Annotated in this window: 18 protein-coding genes; 2 read left to right on the top strand and 16 right to left on the bottom strand. The window is 39.3% G+C overall.

What is annotated here, in order from left to right; genetic code table 11:
- Positions 1-30 precede the first annotated feature (30 nt).
- Both B7714_RS05685 and xerS read left to right on the top strand, forming a co-directional pair.
- Positions 31-321 (top strand): hypothetical protein, encoded by a 291-nt coding sequence (locus tag B7714_RS05685; RefSeq protein ID WP_084859919.1) that lies wholly within the window; start codon positions 31-33, stop codon positions 319-321.
- A 139-nt stretch (positions 322-460) separates the two neighbouring features.
- Positions 461-1,531: a tyrosine recombinase XerS gene (gene xerS, locus B7714_RS05680; protein ID WP_000817856.1), complete on the top strand. Its 1,071-nt coding sequence runs from the start codon at positions 461-463 to the stop codon at positions 1,529-1,531.
- A gap of 78 nt (positions 1,532-1,609) precedes the next feature.
- Here xerS and B7714_RS05675 read toward each other — a convergent pair whose 3' ends face one another.
- From B7714_RS05675 to B7714_RS05600, 16 genes are all read right to left on the bottom strand, one after another.
- Entirely contained in the window at positions 1,610-2,251 is a 642-nt protein-coding gene (locus tag B7714_RS05675) for a hypothetical protein (protein ID WP_084859918.1), read from the bottom strand.
- Positions 2,252-2,356: 105 nt separating this feature from the next.
- Positions 2,357-3,346: a lipoate--protein ligase gene (locus tag B7714_RS05670; protein ID WP_084859917.1), complete on the bottom strand. Its 990-nt coding sequence runs from the start codon at positions 3,344-3,346 to the stop codon at positions 2,357-2,359.
- A 191-nt stretch (positions 3,347-3,537) separates the two neighbouring features.
- Positions 3,538-5,244 carry a dihydrolipoyl dehydrogenase gene (gene lpdA, locus B7714_RS05665; protein ID WP_084859916.1) on the bottom strand — a complete coding sequence of 569 codons (1,707 nt, stop codon included), beginning with the start codon at positions 5,242-5,244 and terminating at the stop codon, positions 3,538-3,540.
- Positions 5,245-5,289: 45 nt separating this feature from the next.
- Positions 5,290-6,333, bottom strand: a complete 1,044-nt coding sequence (locus tag B7714_RS05660; RefSeq protein ID WP_084859915.1) for a dihydrolipoamide acetyltransferase — start codon at positions 6,331-6,333, stop codon at positions 5,290-5,292.
- Between the two features lie 551 nt (positions 6,334-6,884).
- A complete protein-coding gene (locus tag B7714_RS05655; protein ID WP_084859914.1) occupies positions 6,885-7,877 on the bottom strand; it encodes an alpha-ketoacid dehydrogenase subunit beta in 993 nt (330 codons plus the stop codon).
- Positions 7,878-7,893: 16 nt separating this feature from the next.
- Positions 7,894-8,862, bottom strand: coding sequence for a thiamine pyrophosphate-dependent dehydrogenase E1 component subunit alpha (locus B7714_RS05650; protein WP_000105354.1), 969 nt, complete (start codon positions 8,860-8,862; stop codon positions 7,894-7,896).
- A 178-nt stretch (positions 8,863-9,040) separates the two neighbouring features.
- Complete coding sequence (locus B7714_RS05645; protein WP_065371791.1) at positions 9,041-10,381, bottom strand: MATE family efflux transporter; 1,341 nt, start codon at positions 10,379-10,381, stop codon at positions 9,041-9,043.
- Between the two features lie 41 nt (positions 10,382-10,422).
- A complete protein-coding gene (locus B7714_RS05640) occupies positions 10,423-11,691 on the bottom strand; it encodes a dihydroorotase (protein WP_084859913.1) in 1,269 nt (422 codons plus the stop codon).
- Between the two features lie 12 nt (positions 11,692-11,703).
- The gene (locus B7714_RS05635) at positions 11,704-12,168 is read right to left on the bottom strand and encodes an NUDIX hydrolase (RefSeq protein ID WP_001135768.1); all 465 of its coding nucleotides are present in this window, start codon (positions 12,166-12,168) and stop codon (positions 11,704-11,706) included.
- Positions 12,169-12,177: 9 nt separating this feature from the next.
- Complete coding sequence (locus tag B7714_RS05630; protein ID WP_084859912.1) at positions 12,178-12,831, bottom strand: uracil-DNA glycosylase; 654 nt, start codon at positions 12,829-12,831, stop codon at positions 12,178-12,180.
- 137 nt (positions 12,832-12,968) lie between these two features.
- Positions 12,969-13,571, bottom strand: coding sequence for a hypothetical protein (locus tag B7714_RS05625; RefSeq protein WP_084859911.1), 603 nt, complete (start codon positions 13,569-13,571; stop codon positions 12,969-12,971).
- A gap of 57 nt (positions 13,572-13,628) precedes the next feature.
- The gene (gene pynA, locus B7714_RS05620; protein ID WP_084859910.1) at positions 13,629-14,342 is read right to left on the bottom strand and encodes a pyrimidine 5'-nucleotidase PynA; all 714 of its coding nucleotides are present in this window, start codon (positions 14,340-14,342) and stop codon (positions 13,629-13,631) included.
- Positions 14,343-14,408: 66 nt separating this feature from the next.
- Positions 14,409-14,825 (bottom strand): Imm70 family immunity protein, encoded by a 417-nt coding sequence (locus B7714_RS05615; protein ID WP_084859909.1) that lies wholly within the window; start codon positions 14,823-14,825, stop codon positions 14,409-14,411.
- An 85-nt stretch (positions 14,826-14,910) separates the two neighbouring features.
- The gene (locus tag B7714_RS05610; RefSeq protein ID WP_084859908.1) at positions 14,911-15,414 is read right to left on the bottom strand and encodes a hypothetical protein; all 504 of its coding nucleotides are present in this window, start codon (positions 15,412-15,414) and stop codon (positions 14,911-14,913) included.
- A gap of 283 nt (positions 15,415-15,697) precedes the next feature.
- Positions 15,698-16,240 (bottom strand): ClbS/DfsB family four-helix bundle protein, encoded by a 543-nt coding sequence (locus B7714_RS05605; protein WP_084859907.1) that lies wholly within the window; start codon positions 16,238-16,240, stop codon positions 15,698-15,700.
- 127 nt (positions 16,241-16,367) lie between these two features.
- Positions 16,368-17,282: a peptidase gene (locus tag B7714_RS05600; RefSeq protein ID WP_084859906.1), complete on the bottom strand. Its 915-nt coding sequence runs from the start codon at positions 17,280-17,282 to the stop codon at positions 16,368-16,370.
- Positions 17,283-17,429: the final 147 nt, after the last annotated feature.

Genomic DNA, 17,429 nt, shown 5'->3' with positions numbered 1-17,429 from the left:
ATGAAGAATTTCACAAACTAAGGAGAGATTATGCAAGCACCAATGAATGAATACTACACAGATGAAGAATACCAATACGCACTGAAACAAATGTATCGAATGATGGAAAGAAACCGAATCATTACGGAAGCAAAGTTAGCGATAACAGCAAAAAATAAATTAAAAGAAAACTTTAATAAGGCAGCTAAGAAAATTGCTACAGAAACCAAATCAACCATTACAAGCATAAACAACCAGATGGACACTGCAATTCAAGGTAAAGTTCGCAAGAGTCTTGAAGAAAAGATTCCGAATATGTTGCTCAAGTATGATGAAATTTAACAAAGGGTTCAAGATAAATAGGGGAAAGTTAGACTTCTGTTTAAGTTTCTTATTACATCTTTCCGAAAAACTATAATTTTCTTGAAAAATATATGAGTCTATGCTATACTACTAGTAGACTTAATTATGGAGAAAATACATGAAACGTGAGATTTTACTGGAACGAATCGACAAACTAAAACAAATCATGCCCTGGTATGTTCTGGAATACTACCAATCCAAGCTTGCTGTGCCCTACAGTTTTACAACCTTGTACGAATATCTCAAGGAATACGATCGATTTTTCAGCTGGGTTTTAGAGTCTGGAATTTCAAATGCTGATAAAATGTCTGATATTCCTTTATCTGTCTTGGAAAATATGTCTAAGAAAGATATGGAAGCTTTTATCCTATATCTACGTGAACGTCCATTGCTGAATGCTAATACAACCAAGCAAGGTGTATCTCAGACGACCATCAATCGGACCTTATCAGCACTTTCTAGTCTTTACAAGTATCTAACAGAGGAGGTTGAAAACGACCTGGGAGAACCCTATTTCTATCGTAATGTAATGAAGAAAGTTTCAACCAAGAAAAAGAAAGAAACACTTGCTGCTAGAGCTGAAAACATCAAGCAAAAACTCTTTCTAGGTGATGAAACAGAAGGTTTTCTAACTTATATCGATCAGGAGTACCCACAACAGCTCTCAAATCGCGCTCTCTCATCATTTAATAAGAACAAAGAACGTGATTTGGCCATTATTGCCCTTCTCCTAGCGTCTGGTGTCCGCTTATCTGAAGCTGTTAATCTAGATCTAAGAGACCTCAATCTCAAAATGATGGTGATCGATGTCACTCGAAAAGGGGGGAAACGTGATTCTGTCAATGTCGCTGCTTTTGCTAAGCCTTACCTAGAGAATTATCTAGCCATTCGAAATCAACGCTATAAGACGGAAAAGACAGATACAGCTCTCTTTTTGACCTTATATCGAGGCGTTCCCAATCGTATTGATGCTTCTAGTGTTGAAAAGATGGTTGCTAAGTACTCTGAGGACTTCAAAGTCCGTGTAACTCCACACAAACTACGCCATACCCTGGCGACTAGGCTCTATGATGCTACTAAATCGCAAGTTTTGGTCAGCCATCAGCTAGGACATGCCAGTACACAAGTCACTGACCTCTATACCCATATCGTCAATGATGAACAAAAGAATGCTTTAGATAGTTTATGATTGTTACATATTATAAATTATGTAAAGCAACTATTGCTAAAAAACGAAAGACCAATTCCTTTATCTTTCGTTTTTTATTTATTTAAACTCAATCCAGTAGTTACGGTGAGGCTCTATAATTACTGGTTTACCCCAAAAGGCTTGCAGATAGGCTAGATTTGCTGGGCTTACAGGTTTTTTTGAATCATTGTATTGCTCAGCACTCTCTTTAGTTAGAAAGCATTTTACTGCTTCATAAGAAGTTCCATCAGCTGATTCTCTTTCGATTCCCATATACGAAATTTCGTCACCACTTTTAAGATCATCAGTTAACAGTTTACCAATAAAGAACACTGTCTTATTTTTCATAAGTTCATAAGCCTTACTATTTTCAAGTCGGTTGTTTGCTGCAGCATACATAATACAAAAACTATCAACAATATCTTTCAAAGGCATTAAGTCTTCTTTGTTTACATTGATTTCATCAGGCAGAAGACCGCCAATTATAAGATTTTGAAAATGGGCTTGCTGGATTACATTATCTAAAGCCATTCCTAAAGGTATTTGAACAGCTTGGTATCCTAAAGGTTGAAGCTCTTTGTATTTCTTATCATAATGTTCTTGTGTGATGCTTATATTTAAACTTTCAGTTTGATAAATTTCTTCATTTCTATAGAAAGCAACAACATTGCGGTCTAACTGTTCAAATAGATTAAGACTTTCTACTGGAATTTCTAACATTAATGAATAACTCCTTTTCATTTTTCATCTCTATTATAATCTAATCAGCATGATTATTAAGTTTAACCCTAATAAAAGAATCCATCATAAATGGATTCTTTTTCCTTACCCCACTACTGCTTCAGCGATTTCTTCACGGCTAATACCAGCAAAGTAGCGTGTGATGTCAATAGTTTCTAGTGACTTGAGGACATCTTCACGTTCGTATTTCACTCCACGGAGGACATCTTCTACAGCTGCAACGTCCTCGATACCAAAGAAGTCCCCATAGATCTTGATATCTTGGATTTTTGATTCAATGACGTTGGCAAAAACTTCGACCTTACCACTGGTGAATTTTGTTCCACGACGGACGTTAAATTCAGGTGATTTACCGTAGTTCCAGTTCCAAGTACCGAACTTGGTATCCTTGATACGATTGATTTCAGCCAATTCTTGCTCAGAAAAAACGTATTCAGTCATCTCTGGGTACTCTTTTTTCATGTATTCCAAGAGCAAATCACGGAATTCTTCAACTGTGATTTTTTCTGGCAATTCATTGACAATATTTGTTACACGGGCACGGACGGATTTGACACCTTTTGACTCAAATTTATCCTTTGAAACCTTGAGAGCGTTAGCAAGGACTGATAGGTCAACGTCAAAAAGCAAGCAACCGTGATGCATGATACGCCCATTGATATAGGCTTGGGCATTACCACAGAATTTTTTGCCATCAATCTCAAGGTCATTACGGCCTGTGAACTCAGCTTTAACGCCTAGTTGAGCTAAGGTATTGATAACTGGAGTTGAGAAGCTCTTGAAGTCAAAGGCCTTGTTTTCATCTTCTTTTGAAATGATGGTGTAGTTGAGGTTGTTTAAATCGTGATAAACAGCTCCACCACCACTGATACGGCGGACTACCTCAATACCATTTTCGCGAACATAATCACGGTTGATTTCTTCGATGGTATTCTGGTGACGACCAACAATGATAGAAGGTTTGTTAATCCAAAGAAGGAAGATTTGATCCTCATCTAGCAAGTGTTTAAAGGCATATTCTTCCAAGGCGATATTAAAAGCAGTTTCGTTTGAATGATTGATAATGTATTTCATAGTATTTCCAAAAATTTAGTTTTTAAATTCTGTTCATAGCAATCCAATTTTCTAAAGTGGTAAAAAGAAATGTAACGTGTTATCGTTACATTTCTCGGAAAAATTGAGACAAGGGGCTCAATTTTTAGGCATGGAACTCTAATAGAGGTCGCTGCCGTCCGTACTACTTTAAGAAAATTTAGTTGAAAATCTTATTTATTTTTCTTAGGTGAATGGATGGCCATTCCTAGAACATCTGCGAATGCTTCGTACATCACTTCAGAGTAGGTTGGGTGCCCGTGGATGGTCTTCAGCATTTCTTCAACAGTGATTTCCATTTCGATAATGCTTGACGCTTCGTTAATCAATTCTGCGGCTGCAGGACCAATGATATGCACACCAAGGATTTCCCCGTATTTCTTATCTGCAATGACTTTTACGAAACCTTGAGCAGCATCCGATGCAATAGCACGTCCGTTCGCAGCAAAGTTGAATTTACCGATAGCAACATCGTATTTCTCACGAGCTTGCTCTTCTGTTAAACCGACTGCAGCTACTTCAGGAAGAGTGTAGATGGCTGCAGGAGTCAAGTTCAGTTTGGCAACAGCATGATTTCCTTTAAGAGCATTTTCTGCGGCAACTTCACCCATACGGAAAGCCGCGTGCGCCAACATCTTAGTACCGTTAATGTCACCTGGTGCGTAGATACCTGGAACAGAAGTTTCCATGTATTCGTTGACCTTGATACGTCCGCGATCCAATTCAAACTCAACATCGCCAATTCCTTCAAGGTCTGGTACACGACCGATTGAAAGAAGAGCTTTGCTTGCAATGATATCGTCTTTTCCTTCAACTTTGATACGAAGTTGACCATTTTCCTCGATGATTTCTTGCAGTTTAGTACCAGTCAAGATGGTCATTCCTTTACGTTCAAGGATCAAGCGAAGATTCTTAGACACTTCTGCATCCATAGCTGGCACGATACGGTCCATCATTTCGATAACAGTCACTTTTGAACCAAATGTCATGAAGGCCTGACCGAGTTCGATACCGACAACCCCACCACCGATGATAACAAGACTTTCTGGAACTTCGTTCATTTCAAGAATATCATCGCTGGTCATCACAAGTGGAGATTCCATACCAGGTACGTTGATCTTGCTGACTTTTGAACCACCAGCAAGGATGATTTTCTTGGTTTCAAGCAATTCAGAACCATCTACCAAGACATTCTTGTCTTTAGTAATCGTACCAACACCCTTATGAACAGTAACTCCGTAGCTACGAAGAAGACCCGCAACACCACCTACCAAGGTATTGACAACTTTAGATTTAGTTTCCAAAAGTTTGTCCATATCTACAGTGAAGTTTGGATTTTCAATGACGATACCACGATTTGCTGCATGACCGATATTTTCGATGATTTCAGCATTGTGAAGGTATGTCTTAGTTGGGATACAGCCACGGTTCAAGCAGGTTCCACCGAGTTCAGATTTTTCAACAAGGGCAACCTTACCACCAAGTTGAGCAGCTTTAATGGCCGCTACATATCCAGCAGGACCTCCACCAATTACAACGATATCAAAAGCATCATCGCTCTTACCATCGTCGTTTGAGGCACTAGCTGCAGGTGCAGGTTTTGATTCTGGTGCAGCCGCTCCAGCTGTTGGGATATTTTCCCCTTCTTCTCCAAGGTAACCGATAACTTCCGTTACAGGGACAGTTTCACCATCTCCTTTGAGGATGGCAATCAAGTATCCATCTTCTTCGGCTTCCAATTCCATGCTGACTTTATCAGTCATGATTTCCAAAAGGATTTCTCCTTCTTTTACAAATTCTCCGACTTTTTTATTCCATTGGACGATTTGTCCTTCTGTCATATCCACGCCGGCTTTTGGCATAATTACTTCTAAGGCCATGTCTTACTTCCTTTATCTATATCTCTAAAAATAAATACTGTATTTTTAAACCAACATTGAGATTGGATTCTCAATCAAGGTTTTCAAGTCTTTCATAAACTTAGCACCAGCCATACCATCTACAACACGGTGGTCAATGGTTAATCCTAGACTCATGATTGGGCGAATGACAATCTCACCATTGACAACTACAGGTTTCTCGACTGTTGAGCTAACCCCGAGGATAGCTGAGTTTGGTTGGTTAATAATCGGGCCAAAGGACTGAACGCCAAACATTCCCAAGTTACTAATTGTGAAGGTTGAATTTTGGAGTTCGCTTGGAGCCAATTTACCATCCAATGTACGACCAATGACATCCTTGAAGGCTACAACCAGCTCTGAAAGACTCATCTTTTCAGCATTATAGACAACTGGTGTCATTAGACCATTATCCATACCAACCGCCATCGCAAGGTTGACATAGTTGTGAGTGATAATGGTCTTGCCATCTTCTGTCAATGAAGCGTTGATGTAAGGATGTTTCATCAATGTTTTCACAACAGCGAGTGAAAGAAGGTCTGTTACAGTAGTCTTCTTACCAGTTGCTTCCATAATTGGCTCAAGAACCTTCTTACGAAGAGCCAGCATCTCAGACATATCGACATCGTAGTTGAGTGTGAAGGTTGGCGCAGTTAGGTAGGATTCAACCATTCGTTGTGCGATAACCTTACGCATTGGTGTCATTGGAATACGCTCAATCTCACCATAAGGAGTGATATTGTCTGGAACTTCTTCTACTTTTTCAATTTGAGCAGGAGACTTGATAGTGTCGTTTTCGATATTTTCAGGAAGTAAGGCCAAAACATCCTTCTTCATGATTTTACCACGATGACCTGTTCCTTGGATTTCCTGCCAAGCAATGTTATGTTCGAGGGCAATTCGTTTTGCAAGTGGCGAAATGCGAACCACATTTGTGTCTTTATAAGTTTCCACGTCTTCTTTGTGGACACGACCGTTTGCACCTGAGCCAGAAACGTCGTAGAGGTTGATCCCTAGATCATCCGCTAACTTTCTAGCCGCAGGAGTCGCTCTTAGCTTGTCATCAGCCATGACCTCTCCAATTCTATTTATGATACAAAGGGCGTCAAAAGTGACCGAAAAATAGGAAATCTACGTAGGCTTCGATGAAGTCAAGGAGATTTATCTTTTTTCCGAGCTTTTAGCCCGTGTTCGAATATAAGATATTAAGGACGAAGAGGGCAATGAAAAAATAGGAGATTGACGATGTGTTCGATGAACACAAGGAAATCTATCTTTTTTTCACAGACCTCAGTCCGAATTCAATTACATGATACTAAGGGCATAAAAAGCGACTGAAAAATAGGAAATCAACGCTGGCTTCGATGAAGCCAAGGAGATTTATCTTTTTTCCGAGCTTTTAGCCCGTGTTCAACTCTACAAGTAACTTGGACACGGAACGTATCTCAAGTTACTACGGTTGCCGCTATCTGGCGGCCAACCTAGTAGACTTACTAAGTTTTTTGTCGAATATTATCGATTCGTCAAAAAATTGTCGCAACTTTACATACAACTTGGATACAAAATATAACTCAAGTTAGTAAGTCAGAAATTCTTATAATTTACATAACTTATATTATGTATTATTCTTTATTATAAGTTTTTCGGATTGCATTTTTGATGCTTTCAACTGTTGGAATCATTGCATTTTCAAGGTTTTGCGCGTAAGGCATTGGCACATCTTCTCCGGCGCAACGGCGGATTGGTGCATCTAGATAATCAAATGCTTCTGATTCTGAAATAATTGCTGAAATCTCTCCGATATAGCCACTTGTTTTGTGGGCGTCGTTGACCAGAACGACCTTACCAGTCTTCTTCACTGAGTTAATGATGATATCCTTATCAAGTGGAACGAGGGTACGTGGGTCCACAATTTCAACTGAAATTCCCTCTTCTGCTAATTCTTCAGCAGCTTGAACCACACGGCGAAGCATTTTTCCATAAGTAACGACTGTTACATCTGTACCTTCACGTTTGATTTCCCCAACCCCAAGTGGGATTGTGTAGTCTGGATCAACTGGAACTTCCCCTTTTTGGTTAAATTCTGACTTGTATTCAAGAATGATAACTGGGTTGTTATCACGGATAGAAGACTTGAGAAGTCCTTTCATGTCAGCAGGCGTACCTGGAGCTACAACCTTGAGACCAGGGATGTGTGTAAACCAAGACTCTAGAGATTGCGAGTGCTGGGCCGCAGAACCAACTCCGTTACCAGCTGCACAACGTACAGTCATTGGAACCTGACCTTTCCCACCAAACATATAACGTGTTTTAGCAGCTTGGTTGACGATATTGTCCATGGCAATAACCGAGAAGTCCATGAAGGTCATATCGACGATTGGACGAAGTCCTGTCATGGCTGCTCCTGCTGCTGCTCCAGAGATGGCAGCTTCAGAAATCGGACAGTCACGGATACGTTCTGGACCAAATTCTTCGAGCATTCCAACAGAAGTTCCGAAGTCTCCTCCGAAGACACCGACGTCTTCTCCCATCAAGAACACATTTTCATCGCGACGCATTTCCTCAGACATAGCAAGGATAATGGTGTCACGGAACGACATTGTTTTTGTTTCCATTTTTATCTCTTTCTCCTTAGTCTGCGTAAATATCTTCAAATGCTGATTCTAGTGGTGGGAATGGGCTTTCTTCCGCAAATTTAACAGAAGCTTCTACTGCTTCCTTGACTTGTGCTTGGATTTCTTCCAATTCTTCTGCACTTGCAATATTGTTTTCAATGAGGTATTTGCGAAGGTTTTCGATTGGGTCTTTTTGTTTCCACAATTCCACTTCTTCACGCGTACGATATTTACCAGGGTCAGATGATGAGTGACCAAGCCAGCGATAGGTTACACTTTCGATCAAGACTGGGCCATTGCCACCACGAACATGATCTACAGCTTTCTTAAATCCTTCATAGACATCGATGACGTTGTTTCCATCTTCGATAAACATTCCAGGAATTCCATATGCCGCACTACGTTGATGGATATGCTCCACATTGGTCATTTTCTTGATATCCGCAGAGATCCCATAACCGTTGTTAATGCAGTAGAAAATGACTGGCAGGTTCCAGATAGAAGCCATGTTCACTGCTTCGTGGAAAACACCTTCGTTGGTCGCACCATCTCCAAAGAAGCAGACAACGATTTTACCAGTATGTTGCATTTGCTGACTGAGTGCTGCACCAACAGCGATTCCCATACCACCACCTACGATACCATTGGCACCGAGGTTACCCGCATCCAGGTCAGCGATATGCATAGAACCACCTTTTCCTTTACAGGTTCCAGTGTATTTTCCAAGGATTTCAGCCATCATTCCGTTAAGGTCAATCCCCTTAGCAATAGCTTGCCCGTGTCCACGGTGATTTGAGGTAATCAGATCATCTGGATTGAGAGCCAACATAGCTCCGACGTTAGCAGCTTCCTCTCCGACAGAAAAGTGAGTCATACCGGGAACTTTCCCCTTTTTCACTAACTGAGCGATTTTTAAGTCCATGCGACGGATTTCTTCCATCTTACGGAACATCTCTAGCAAAAGATTTTTATCTAAAGTTGACATAATCTTGCCTTTCTAACTTTGTACTTACCTTACTATTTTACCTTTTTTAGTATACGCTGTCAAAGTATATGGCTAATAAAATTTCACAATATAAAAAAATAAATCCCTGTTAAAACAGGGATTCTCTCTGGTTAGAGTATTTTTTCACAAAGTAATTTTTCAGGATAATTTCTTAAAATTAGCTCAATCTTTTCATTACAGTTTTCAAACGCCATTGATACAAACAACCAGAAACAATCAAGCTGGCAATTAACCCAATCCAGTAGGCAAATGCCCCTAAGTCAGTTACTTGATCTAGTAGATATCCTAGTGGTATCGCTACTCCCCAATATCCGATTAAGCCAAGATAGAAAGGAACGATAGTGTCCTTATACCCTCTTAAAATTCCTTGGAGCGGAGCCGCAAAGGTATCAGCTAGCTGGAAAAAGAGACTGTAGGTTAGAAATACAGCAGTTGTTTCAATGAACTGAGGGTCATTTCCATATAGATTTGCAACACGATCTCTAAAAATGTAGAGAAAAGACAGGGTAAGACCTGCAAAAATAAGGGCGGTTACTCTCCCCAAACGAGCATAGATTTTTGCATCCTCAAAACGTTTGGCCCCCACCTCGTAAGACACAACAATCGCCATAGCAGAGGAAATACTCATAGGAAAAGCATACATGAGGCTGGAAAAATTCATAGCTGACTGGTGACTGGCAATGATGAGCGATGAAAACTTAGCCATGATTAGTCCAACCACGGAGAAAATGGCTACTTCAGCAAATACGGTTCCCCCGATTGGTAGACCTAATCGAACACCTTCCTTGATTTTATCTATATTTAGTGGAATGCGTTTTTCAAGATGTAACGCTTTTAACCTTTCTTGTTTGAACAAAACAAGCAGGGAAATGCCCAATAAAACCCAATAGGCTAGCGAAGTTCCTAGCCCTGCTCCTGCGCCACCAAGCTCAGGGAAACCGAAAGCTCCATATATCAAGAGATAGTTAAAACCACTATTGAGCGGAAGTAATAGGAGCATGAGATACATAGATAGTTTGGTCAAACCAAGAGAATCTAACAATGACCGAATGACACTAAAAAGCAACAAGGGAATAATCCCGATAGAAAGGTACCAAAGATAAGAAACTGCAACTGCCGCCACTTGAGTTTCTAGACCAATATGGTTTAAGACAGGTGGCGCTAAGAATACTACCATGCCAAGCAAGAGCAAAGACAGTCCGAAAGCTAAATAGATGAATTGGTAAAAATCAGATGCTACTTCTTCCTTTTTGCCCCGTCCCAGATGATGGCCTATGATGGGAACCATGGCCGAAACAATCCCTGTTAAAAAAGTAAAGAAAGGATTCCATAGACTCGTTGCGGTTGACACCCCCGCCAAGTCCATGGTATTGTACTGCCCAGTCATAGTTGTATCAACAAAAGAGGCAGAATAATTGGCAAATTGATAGATCAGGATAGGGAAAAATATCTTCAGAAATAAGACAAACTTGTCTTTAAATTGATGGGTTGGATACATATACGCTCTCTATTCTTATAGTTTATAGAGCAGAATCCCATCTAGTTTTGATAGACGATTTGTCCCTTACAGATGGTATATTTAACCTGCCCTTTTAAAGTTTCACCAATAAATGGAGAATTAGCTGATTTTGAAGTAAAGTTTGGACCAACAGTACGATCAGCCTTCGCATCAAAGATAGTGATATCCGCTGGACCATTCTCAGCCAAGTAACCAGCTTCAAAGTTGTAAAGTTTGGCTGGATTGACAGTCATTTTTTCAAGCAATTCCATCAAGCATAGCTCACCAGCTTCCACCAAATAAGTCAAACCAAGAGAAAGAGAGGTTTCCAAACCTGTCATACCAGATGGTGCTTTAGTGATATCTTCTACATTTTTCTCGTCTGCATGGTGAGGCGCGTGGTCCGTTGCGATAACTGTGATAACACCTGACTTGAGACCTTCGATAACGGCACGACGGTCTGACTCCAAACGAAGTGGAGGATTCATTTTGGCATTGCTTCCTTGAGTTAAAAGAAGAGCTTCTGTCTTAGAGAAATGCTGTGGCGCTACTTCTGCTGTGACCTGTGCTCCCAAACCTTGAGCGAATTCCACTACCTTGACACTTTCTTCCTTAGACAAATGCTGGATGTGAACATGGGCTTTGGTTGCATAGGCAATCATAACATCACGCGCAATCATAGCGTACTCAGCCACCCCAGTCGCTCCACAGATATGAAAATGTTCCTTAGCGATGTTTTCGTTAAATCCAAGAATCCCATTCAAACCTGGATCTTCCTCATGAAGACTAATAAAAGTATTAAGTTTTTTAGCTTCTTCCATGGCTTCCTTGACCACTTTACTGCTCTCAAGCGGAATACCATCATCAGAAAAACCAACCGCACCTGCTTCTAAAAGCGCCTTAAAGTCTGTCAAGTCTTGCCCATTAAAGTTCTTGGTAATAGTCGCAACTGTCTTGACATTGATTTTTTCCTTGGCAGCTGACTGAAGAACTTCTTGCAAAGTTTCTACGTCCGAAATGGTTGGACTAGTATTAGCCATCATGACAACCGTTGTAAAACCACCTGCAGCAGCCGCTAGTGCCCCAGTATGGATGTCCTCCTTGTGGGTCTGACCAGGTTCACGGAAATGAACATGAATATCAACTAGTCCAGGCGCAACTACAAGACCCGTAGCATCAATTAGCTCTGCTCCTTCTTCCTTGATTTCCGGAGCAATTTTGATAATTTTCCCATCTTGGACTAAAATATCACACACTTGATCCAAACCAGACTTAGGATCCATTACACGACCGTTTTTGATTAGTAGCATCTGCTTTCTCCTTTATTCATAGAAATCAACTTGGGTATCCAATAATTTATCCCCATCATAAACAAACTTGGCTGAAAAGAAGGGTTTGTCCTCTAAAAGCCACTCAACAAAGGTGTGGTCACCTTCCCAAGTTGGCTTGCTCAAAACCTCGTCATAGGGAACCCATTCCAGCGTCCCCTCATTGCAGTCAATCAAGTCACCCTCAAACTCTGTCACCTTAAAAACATAGGTGTACCAGTCTAAATCTGGTGTGAATTCTGGAAAAGTGATAACACCTTTAAGTACTGGCTTGGCTTTGAGGCCTGTTTCTTCGAGGATTTCACGCGCTGCGCACTCCTGAGGTGTCTCCCCTCGCTCTAGCTTACCACCCACACCAATCCATTTGCCTTCGTGGACATCATTGGGTTTCTTATTACGATGGAGCATGAGCAGTTCTTTTCCGTTATCAATGTAGCAAATAGTCGCTAACTGAGGCATATTCTCTCCTTATCTAAGCCAATCGATTGGCTCTTGTCCTATCTCTTTTAAGAATGCATTAGCCTTGGAAAAAGGCTTGGAACCCCAAAATCCTCTATAAACCGATAAAGGACTAGGATGGGCTGATTCGATAATCAAGTGGTGAGGATTGGTAACCAAGGCCTTCTTCTTGCGTGCATAAGCACCCCAGAGTACAAAGACTACAGGTCTGTCTAGATTATTTACAACCTGAATCACAGCATCAGTAAAGGGCTCCCATATTAGCCCAGAATGACCATTGGCTTGCCCAGCAGGAACCGTCAAGCAAGCATTGAGAAGCAAGACTCCTTGCTCAGCCCAAGCTGTCAAATCATGGGATTTCTTAGCTCCGATGTCATCCGACAATTCTTTCAAGATATTTTGCAAGGACGGCGGAGCTGGGATAGCATCGGGTACAGAAAAACTCAAACCCTGCGCTTGACCTGGCCCGTGATAGGGGTCTTGCCCTAGAATCACAACCTTAACTTCTTCAAGCGGTGTAGTCAAGAGAGCCTGAAAAACTTTTTCCTTAGGTGGATAAACAGTTCCCTGAGCATAGACCTGTTCCATAAATTGATTGATTTTCCCGAAATAACCTTCAGGTAATTGTTCCTTAATCAAAGCATGCCAAGACGAGTGTTCCATAGCCGACTCCTTCGTTTTTACTGCCTCTATTATAGCAAAAAGTGGCTATCTAAACCACTTTTTACAGTTTATCTATAGATTTAATAAATCGACTATATATACGATTTGAATACGTGAATACGGTTTATAAAGAATGGCTATTTTTTATAATTACTTTTTAAATCATTAAGCATTTTACTTCCTCTTTCGAAGATTATCTTTTCTGAAATATTTTTAAACTTATTAAAATCCATTTCAGAAAAAGGAGTTTCTTTAGAAACTTTCCATATAGTCTTTAAATAATTTTTTTCTAAAAAGTCGTCAAAATTAGAAAACTTTTGAAAATACAATACATTCTCTTGGTGTAAAATCGCTCTTTTTAAAGGATAATACTCTTTAATATTATTAACTTTTTGTTCGTAAGCATACTTCGCTACATGATCTAGGTATATATCAAAAAAGTCATGAGGAAAATCTCCCATACAGCTATTACGATTCATATTGAGGCTATATTTTCGATCAGTAATATAATTCGGAAATATATTGCCAATTACTCTAAGATTATCTACTTGTGAATCCCTTCTCCCAATATAATCCCCTTCTTTGACTAATGATGGAGATTTCCAAGTAAAAATTAAATCGCCAGAGAAATTTTTCTTATCATAAAACTTAAAAAGAGATTGATAAATACTATTTGCTAATCGACAATTGTCAGATATAAATTCATAATTTACAGCTTCATTAAAATCAACTTCAGAAATTTTAATGTACTCTTCGATAGTAATATTGGCATTTTTTTAGTCATTAGAGCGTCTCCTTTAAAATGTTATCTTTTTAATAGTATTTGTATCTAAACAATCCAGCAAGTCTTGGTAAGAATGAACTTCATAAGTCGGCTGGGCTTGTGTGTGATTTTCGAGGTGATGAGGGTTGTACCAGATAGTATCTATGCCAGCATTATTGCCACCTTGAATGTCAGCGGTTAGAGAATCTCCAATCATCAGCGTCTTTTCTTTACTAAATCCAGCAATCTGCTGACCGATTTTTTCATAGAATAGTGCATCAGGTTTTTGTGTTTGTAACTGCTCGGAGATAAAAACTTGATTGAAATAAGGTGCCAGACCAGATTGATCCAAACGTCCCGTCTGAATGGCAGTGATGCCATTTGTCGCAGCGTATAGCTCATAATCTCTCTCGATGAGGCTGTCCAAGAGTTCATGAGCGCCCGAAAGAGTTTGTCCCTGCTGAGCTAAGTAAAATTGATAACGCTGGGCAAGTAACCTACCGTCTTTTTCCTGTTCGAAATGGGCAAATAAACGAGAAAAGCGCGTGTTAACCAGTTCTTGTTTACTGATTTTCTTTTGTTCCAAATCCTTCCAGAGATCCTTGTTCATGGGAACGTAATAGTCTTTGTAGGCTTGAATATCCGCAACTCCTTCTTCTTTTAGAAGTTGTGTCAAAGCTACATCCTCAGCAGCATCAAAATCAAGCAAGGTGTGGTCAAGGTCGAAGAGTAGAAATTTGTAGGGCATTGAGTTTCCTTTCTGAAAATTCATTAAGAATATTATAGTATAAATGAATCTTTGATTTATTGAGTTTCAAATACTTTTTACACTCACATTTTGACCGTGCTCAAGTGCAAATCTAAAACTAGTCAGCAAAACTTCGAAGAAATCTTTTCCGGAACTCGTTATGAAATAATGCGATAAATTTGTTATATGCTCTGCGATATTATTTCCCCAAGGAGGAGTGAGTGACAAATCTTCAAAATCCCATATAACATCCAGAGGGAGAAATTTTTTCAACTCCTCTTGGATAGATAACAACTCAGCTATCCCGCTTTCAATAGATTCAAAAGGAACATATCCCCTATATAACTCATTCATAATTATTGGGTATTTACTTCCCCACTCATTATTCTCTAAGCGAACATAAATAGTCGAAAAGAATGAATTAAAAAGACTCCCTTCTCCTATAGTCCACCAATTATAACCAACTATTAACCCTACAGACATAAAGATTCTCCTATTCATTTTTAATATTATTTAACGTCAACTAAAGTTTTATATTGATAGTATCTAAAACATACATTCATTCCCCCTACCTCAACTCCTTGGCTATTCTGCTTTTTTCAAGTTTTCCCTTAACAATTCGTTTCCATAAAACAAGTGGGTTCAAACTATAAGATAGGCGTAGGAGGAAATAATTAACCCATTCGATAAGGGCAAAAAGTTGTATCAGTGTGGCTATAATAGCCACTTGGAAACTCTGTGTATTCCAGAAAATAAAAGCAAAGCCTGAAATAAGTAAAACAAGGTCTAGTATTCTGAAACAACCATATAGTTTGGGCACACTTCCACTTCCGAACTGAGGTTTCGAGAGTCTTCTAATCAAAATTGCCCAATAGATTGAACCTTGAAGCAAAATAAATGTCAGTAAAGACAGAGGATAGAGAATGGTTACTAGACTATTCACGTCACCAAGCCGATTTTTCAAAAGAAAAAAACAAAACCAAAAGGATAGGACGGCTGTAAACTCTCCCAAACAGAGGGACATCAACTCTTTTCTAACTTTCTCTTTTTGTATGCTCATCATCTCACCCATCTATCTATCATCCTATATCAGAAAAAACCATTCGAATCAGTTTCTACTCAAGATTTCACAGAATAAAGGCATTCTAAACATCGAACAGTTCGATTACATTAATATCAATGCAATTCTAACTTTAGAATTACTATAAAATAAATGTTTTATGGCTATTCTAAGTCTATGACAGCCTTAAATTTTAATTTTTGAAGGATTCTAAAGCTAGAAGAACTCAAAAATGAAGATAACTGAGCTATTCGAAGCTTAGAAGAACCTTTGGTGAATTTCAATAGCACTTCAACTAGCTATTCTTACAATTTTTCTGATGAGCTTTGAGTTTTTTGATAGCCCAATCATAGTGACTGGAAGTGCTACTGACAAAGTAGGAGCCTAGACTTGTTCCTCCTGTCCACTTATAGACACCTTTTGTGAACAATTCATCATTGCTGAAACCTTCCATCAACTCTAAAACCTCTTTATGTGATTGTTCTAGTAGCCTAGTCGCTTCTTCTAGAGACGTTTTCTGGTGCTTCTTCCAAATAGCGATATTCATTTCCCCATAAGTTTTCCAATTATAAGGCTTAGGGAGAAAAGGTCTTTCATGTCCCTTTTGATTAGAATGTACCCAGGTCAAAAGTAACTGCTGCCACTCATAGAGATGGATCAGAACATCCCGTAGATTTTTATCTCTTTTCCAGTGAGCTTCTTTTTTCTTTTGGTCTTTTGAAAAATCAAAAGGAGTTTGTAGCTCCTCTTCACTTAATTTAGATATAAAGTGATTGAGCTTTTCATAGTTTTCCTTAGAGGCTAGCACTAGCTCCTCTTTTGTTCTTGGTCTAGGCATAGGAGTTCTCCCTTCATTTTCAATTAGGTAAAGGTGTTTTCTTACTTCATTATACCATAATCAAAAAGCAGTTCTTCATTTTACGAAAAACTGCTTTTACTAACTAGTTATTTTATGCTTATAGTCACTAGTTTACATATAAATCTCTAAAGCGACCATCCACTTCAGCTATCTGATAGAGCAAGTAGGCTAGTTCTTGGTAATCTTCTTTTAAACATGAAAGATGGGCTTGACCAAATAGAGTAGCCAATTCTTCTTTTAATCGTGCCCCTTCGGGATCATGGTCTTTTAAGAATTTACTGAGATAGAGATTTCGAACAGCAGCAAGTTTAAAGCTGAAATACTGATGCAATTGTTTTTGCTCCGTATTTAAGCCGTTTTTAGCAACTGCTTTTGCATAGTATTCCAAAACACCACTTTGACCATTCAGATATCGGTTTTTCATAATCCTTGCTGTTTCCTGATAGATTTCAGTCTGACTAGGACTCTTGACCTTCTTAAAATTTCCCCACATGGAGTAAGAACCACGCTTATAGTCAATAGCCTCCGCCTTCCAAGCTTCTAAAATGTCATTAAAAGCAACCTTCATACAGGCAAAACCAGCTGGATCATGCAAATAGAGGTGCTGATGATCAATGCCATACACGGTTACGAAGTGATCCACACCATAAAGGATTGTGTGATTAGGATTATAAGTCAGATGGCCCATATCAAGAGGTCCCAGTACGACAGGTCCATTAGTCAGAAAGGTTTCCAACTTTCTTTTTATCTCTTCCAAATCTACTTCCGCTCCATCCTTTAGATAGAAGTCCTCATAGTCAAATCTAAGTATTTTTAAAGAATGAGAGATAGAAAGATCTGGCATTCCGTTATCAAAGAATACTAGAGGGTGCTGGTCATCTTTCTTTACGATACTAGCGCCATTTCCCATCACCATGATTGCCTCTAAAAACTCTGCTTTAAAGTCATAACCATAGCCATCCAATGCCATTGCCAATGAATAGCTATAGCAAAGTGATACATCTCCAAAATACATCTGCATATTCCTGTCTCCTTATCTTCTATGAGACTATTATACCGAGAAAACTATTCGCATGCCCCATAAAATCCAAACAAAAAATATAGCATGTTTAATTTACAGACATGAATTTCCACAAGAAAACTGGCTGTCTCTCTCAACAACCAGTTT

It is taken from the genome of Streptococcus oralis subsp. oralis, assembly GCF_002096595.1.
GTDB classification, from domain to species: Bacteria; Bacillota; Bacilli; order Lactobacillales; family Streptococcaceae; genus Streptococcus; species Streptococcus oralis_D.
This window is presented reverse-complemented; position numbering and strand designations above follow the sequence as displayed.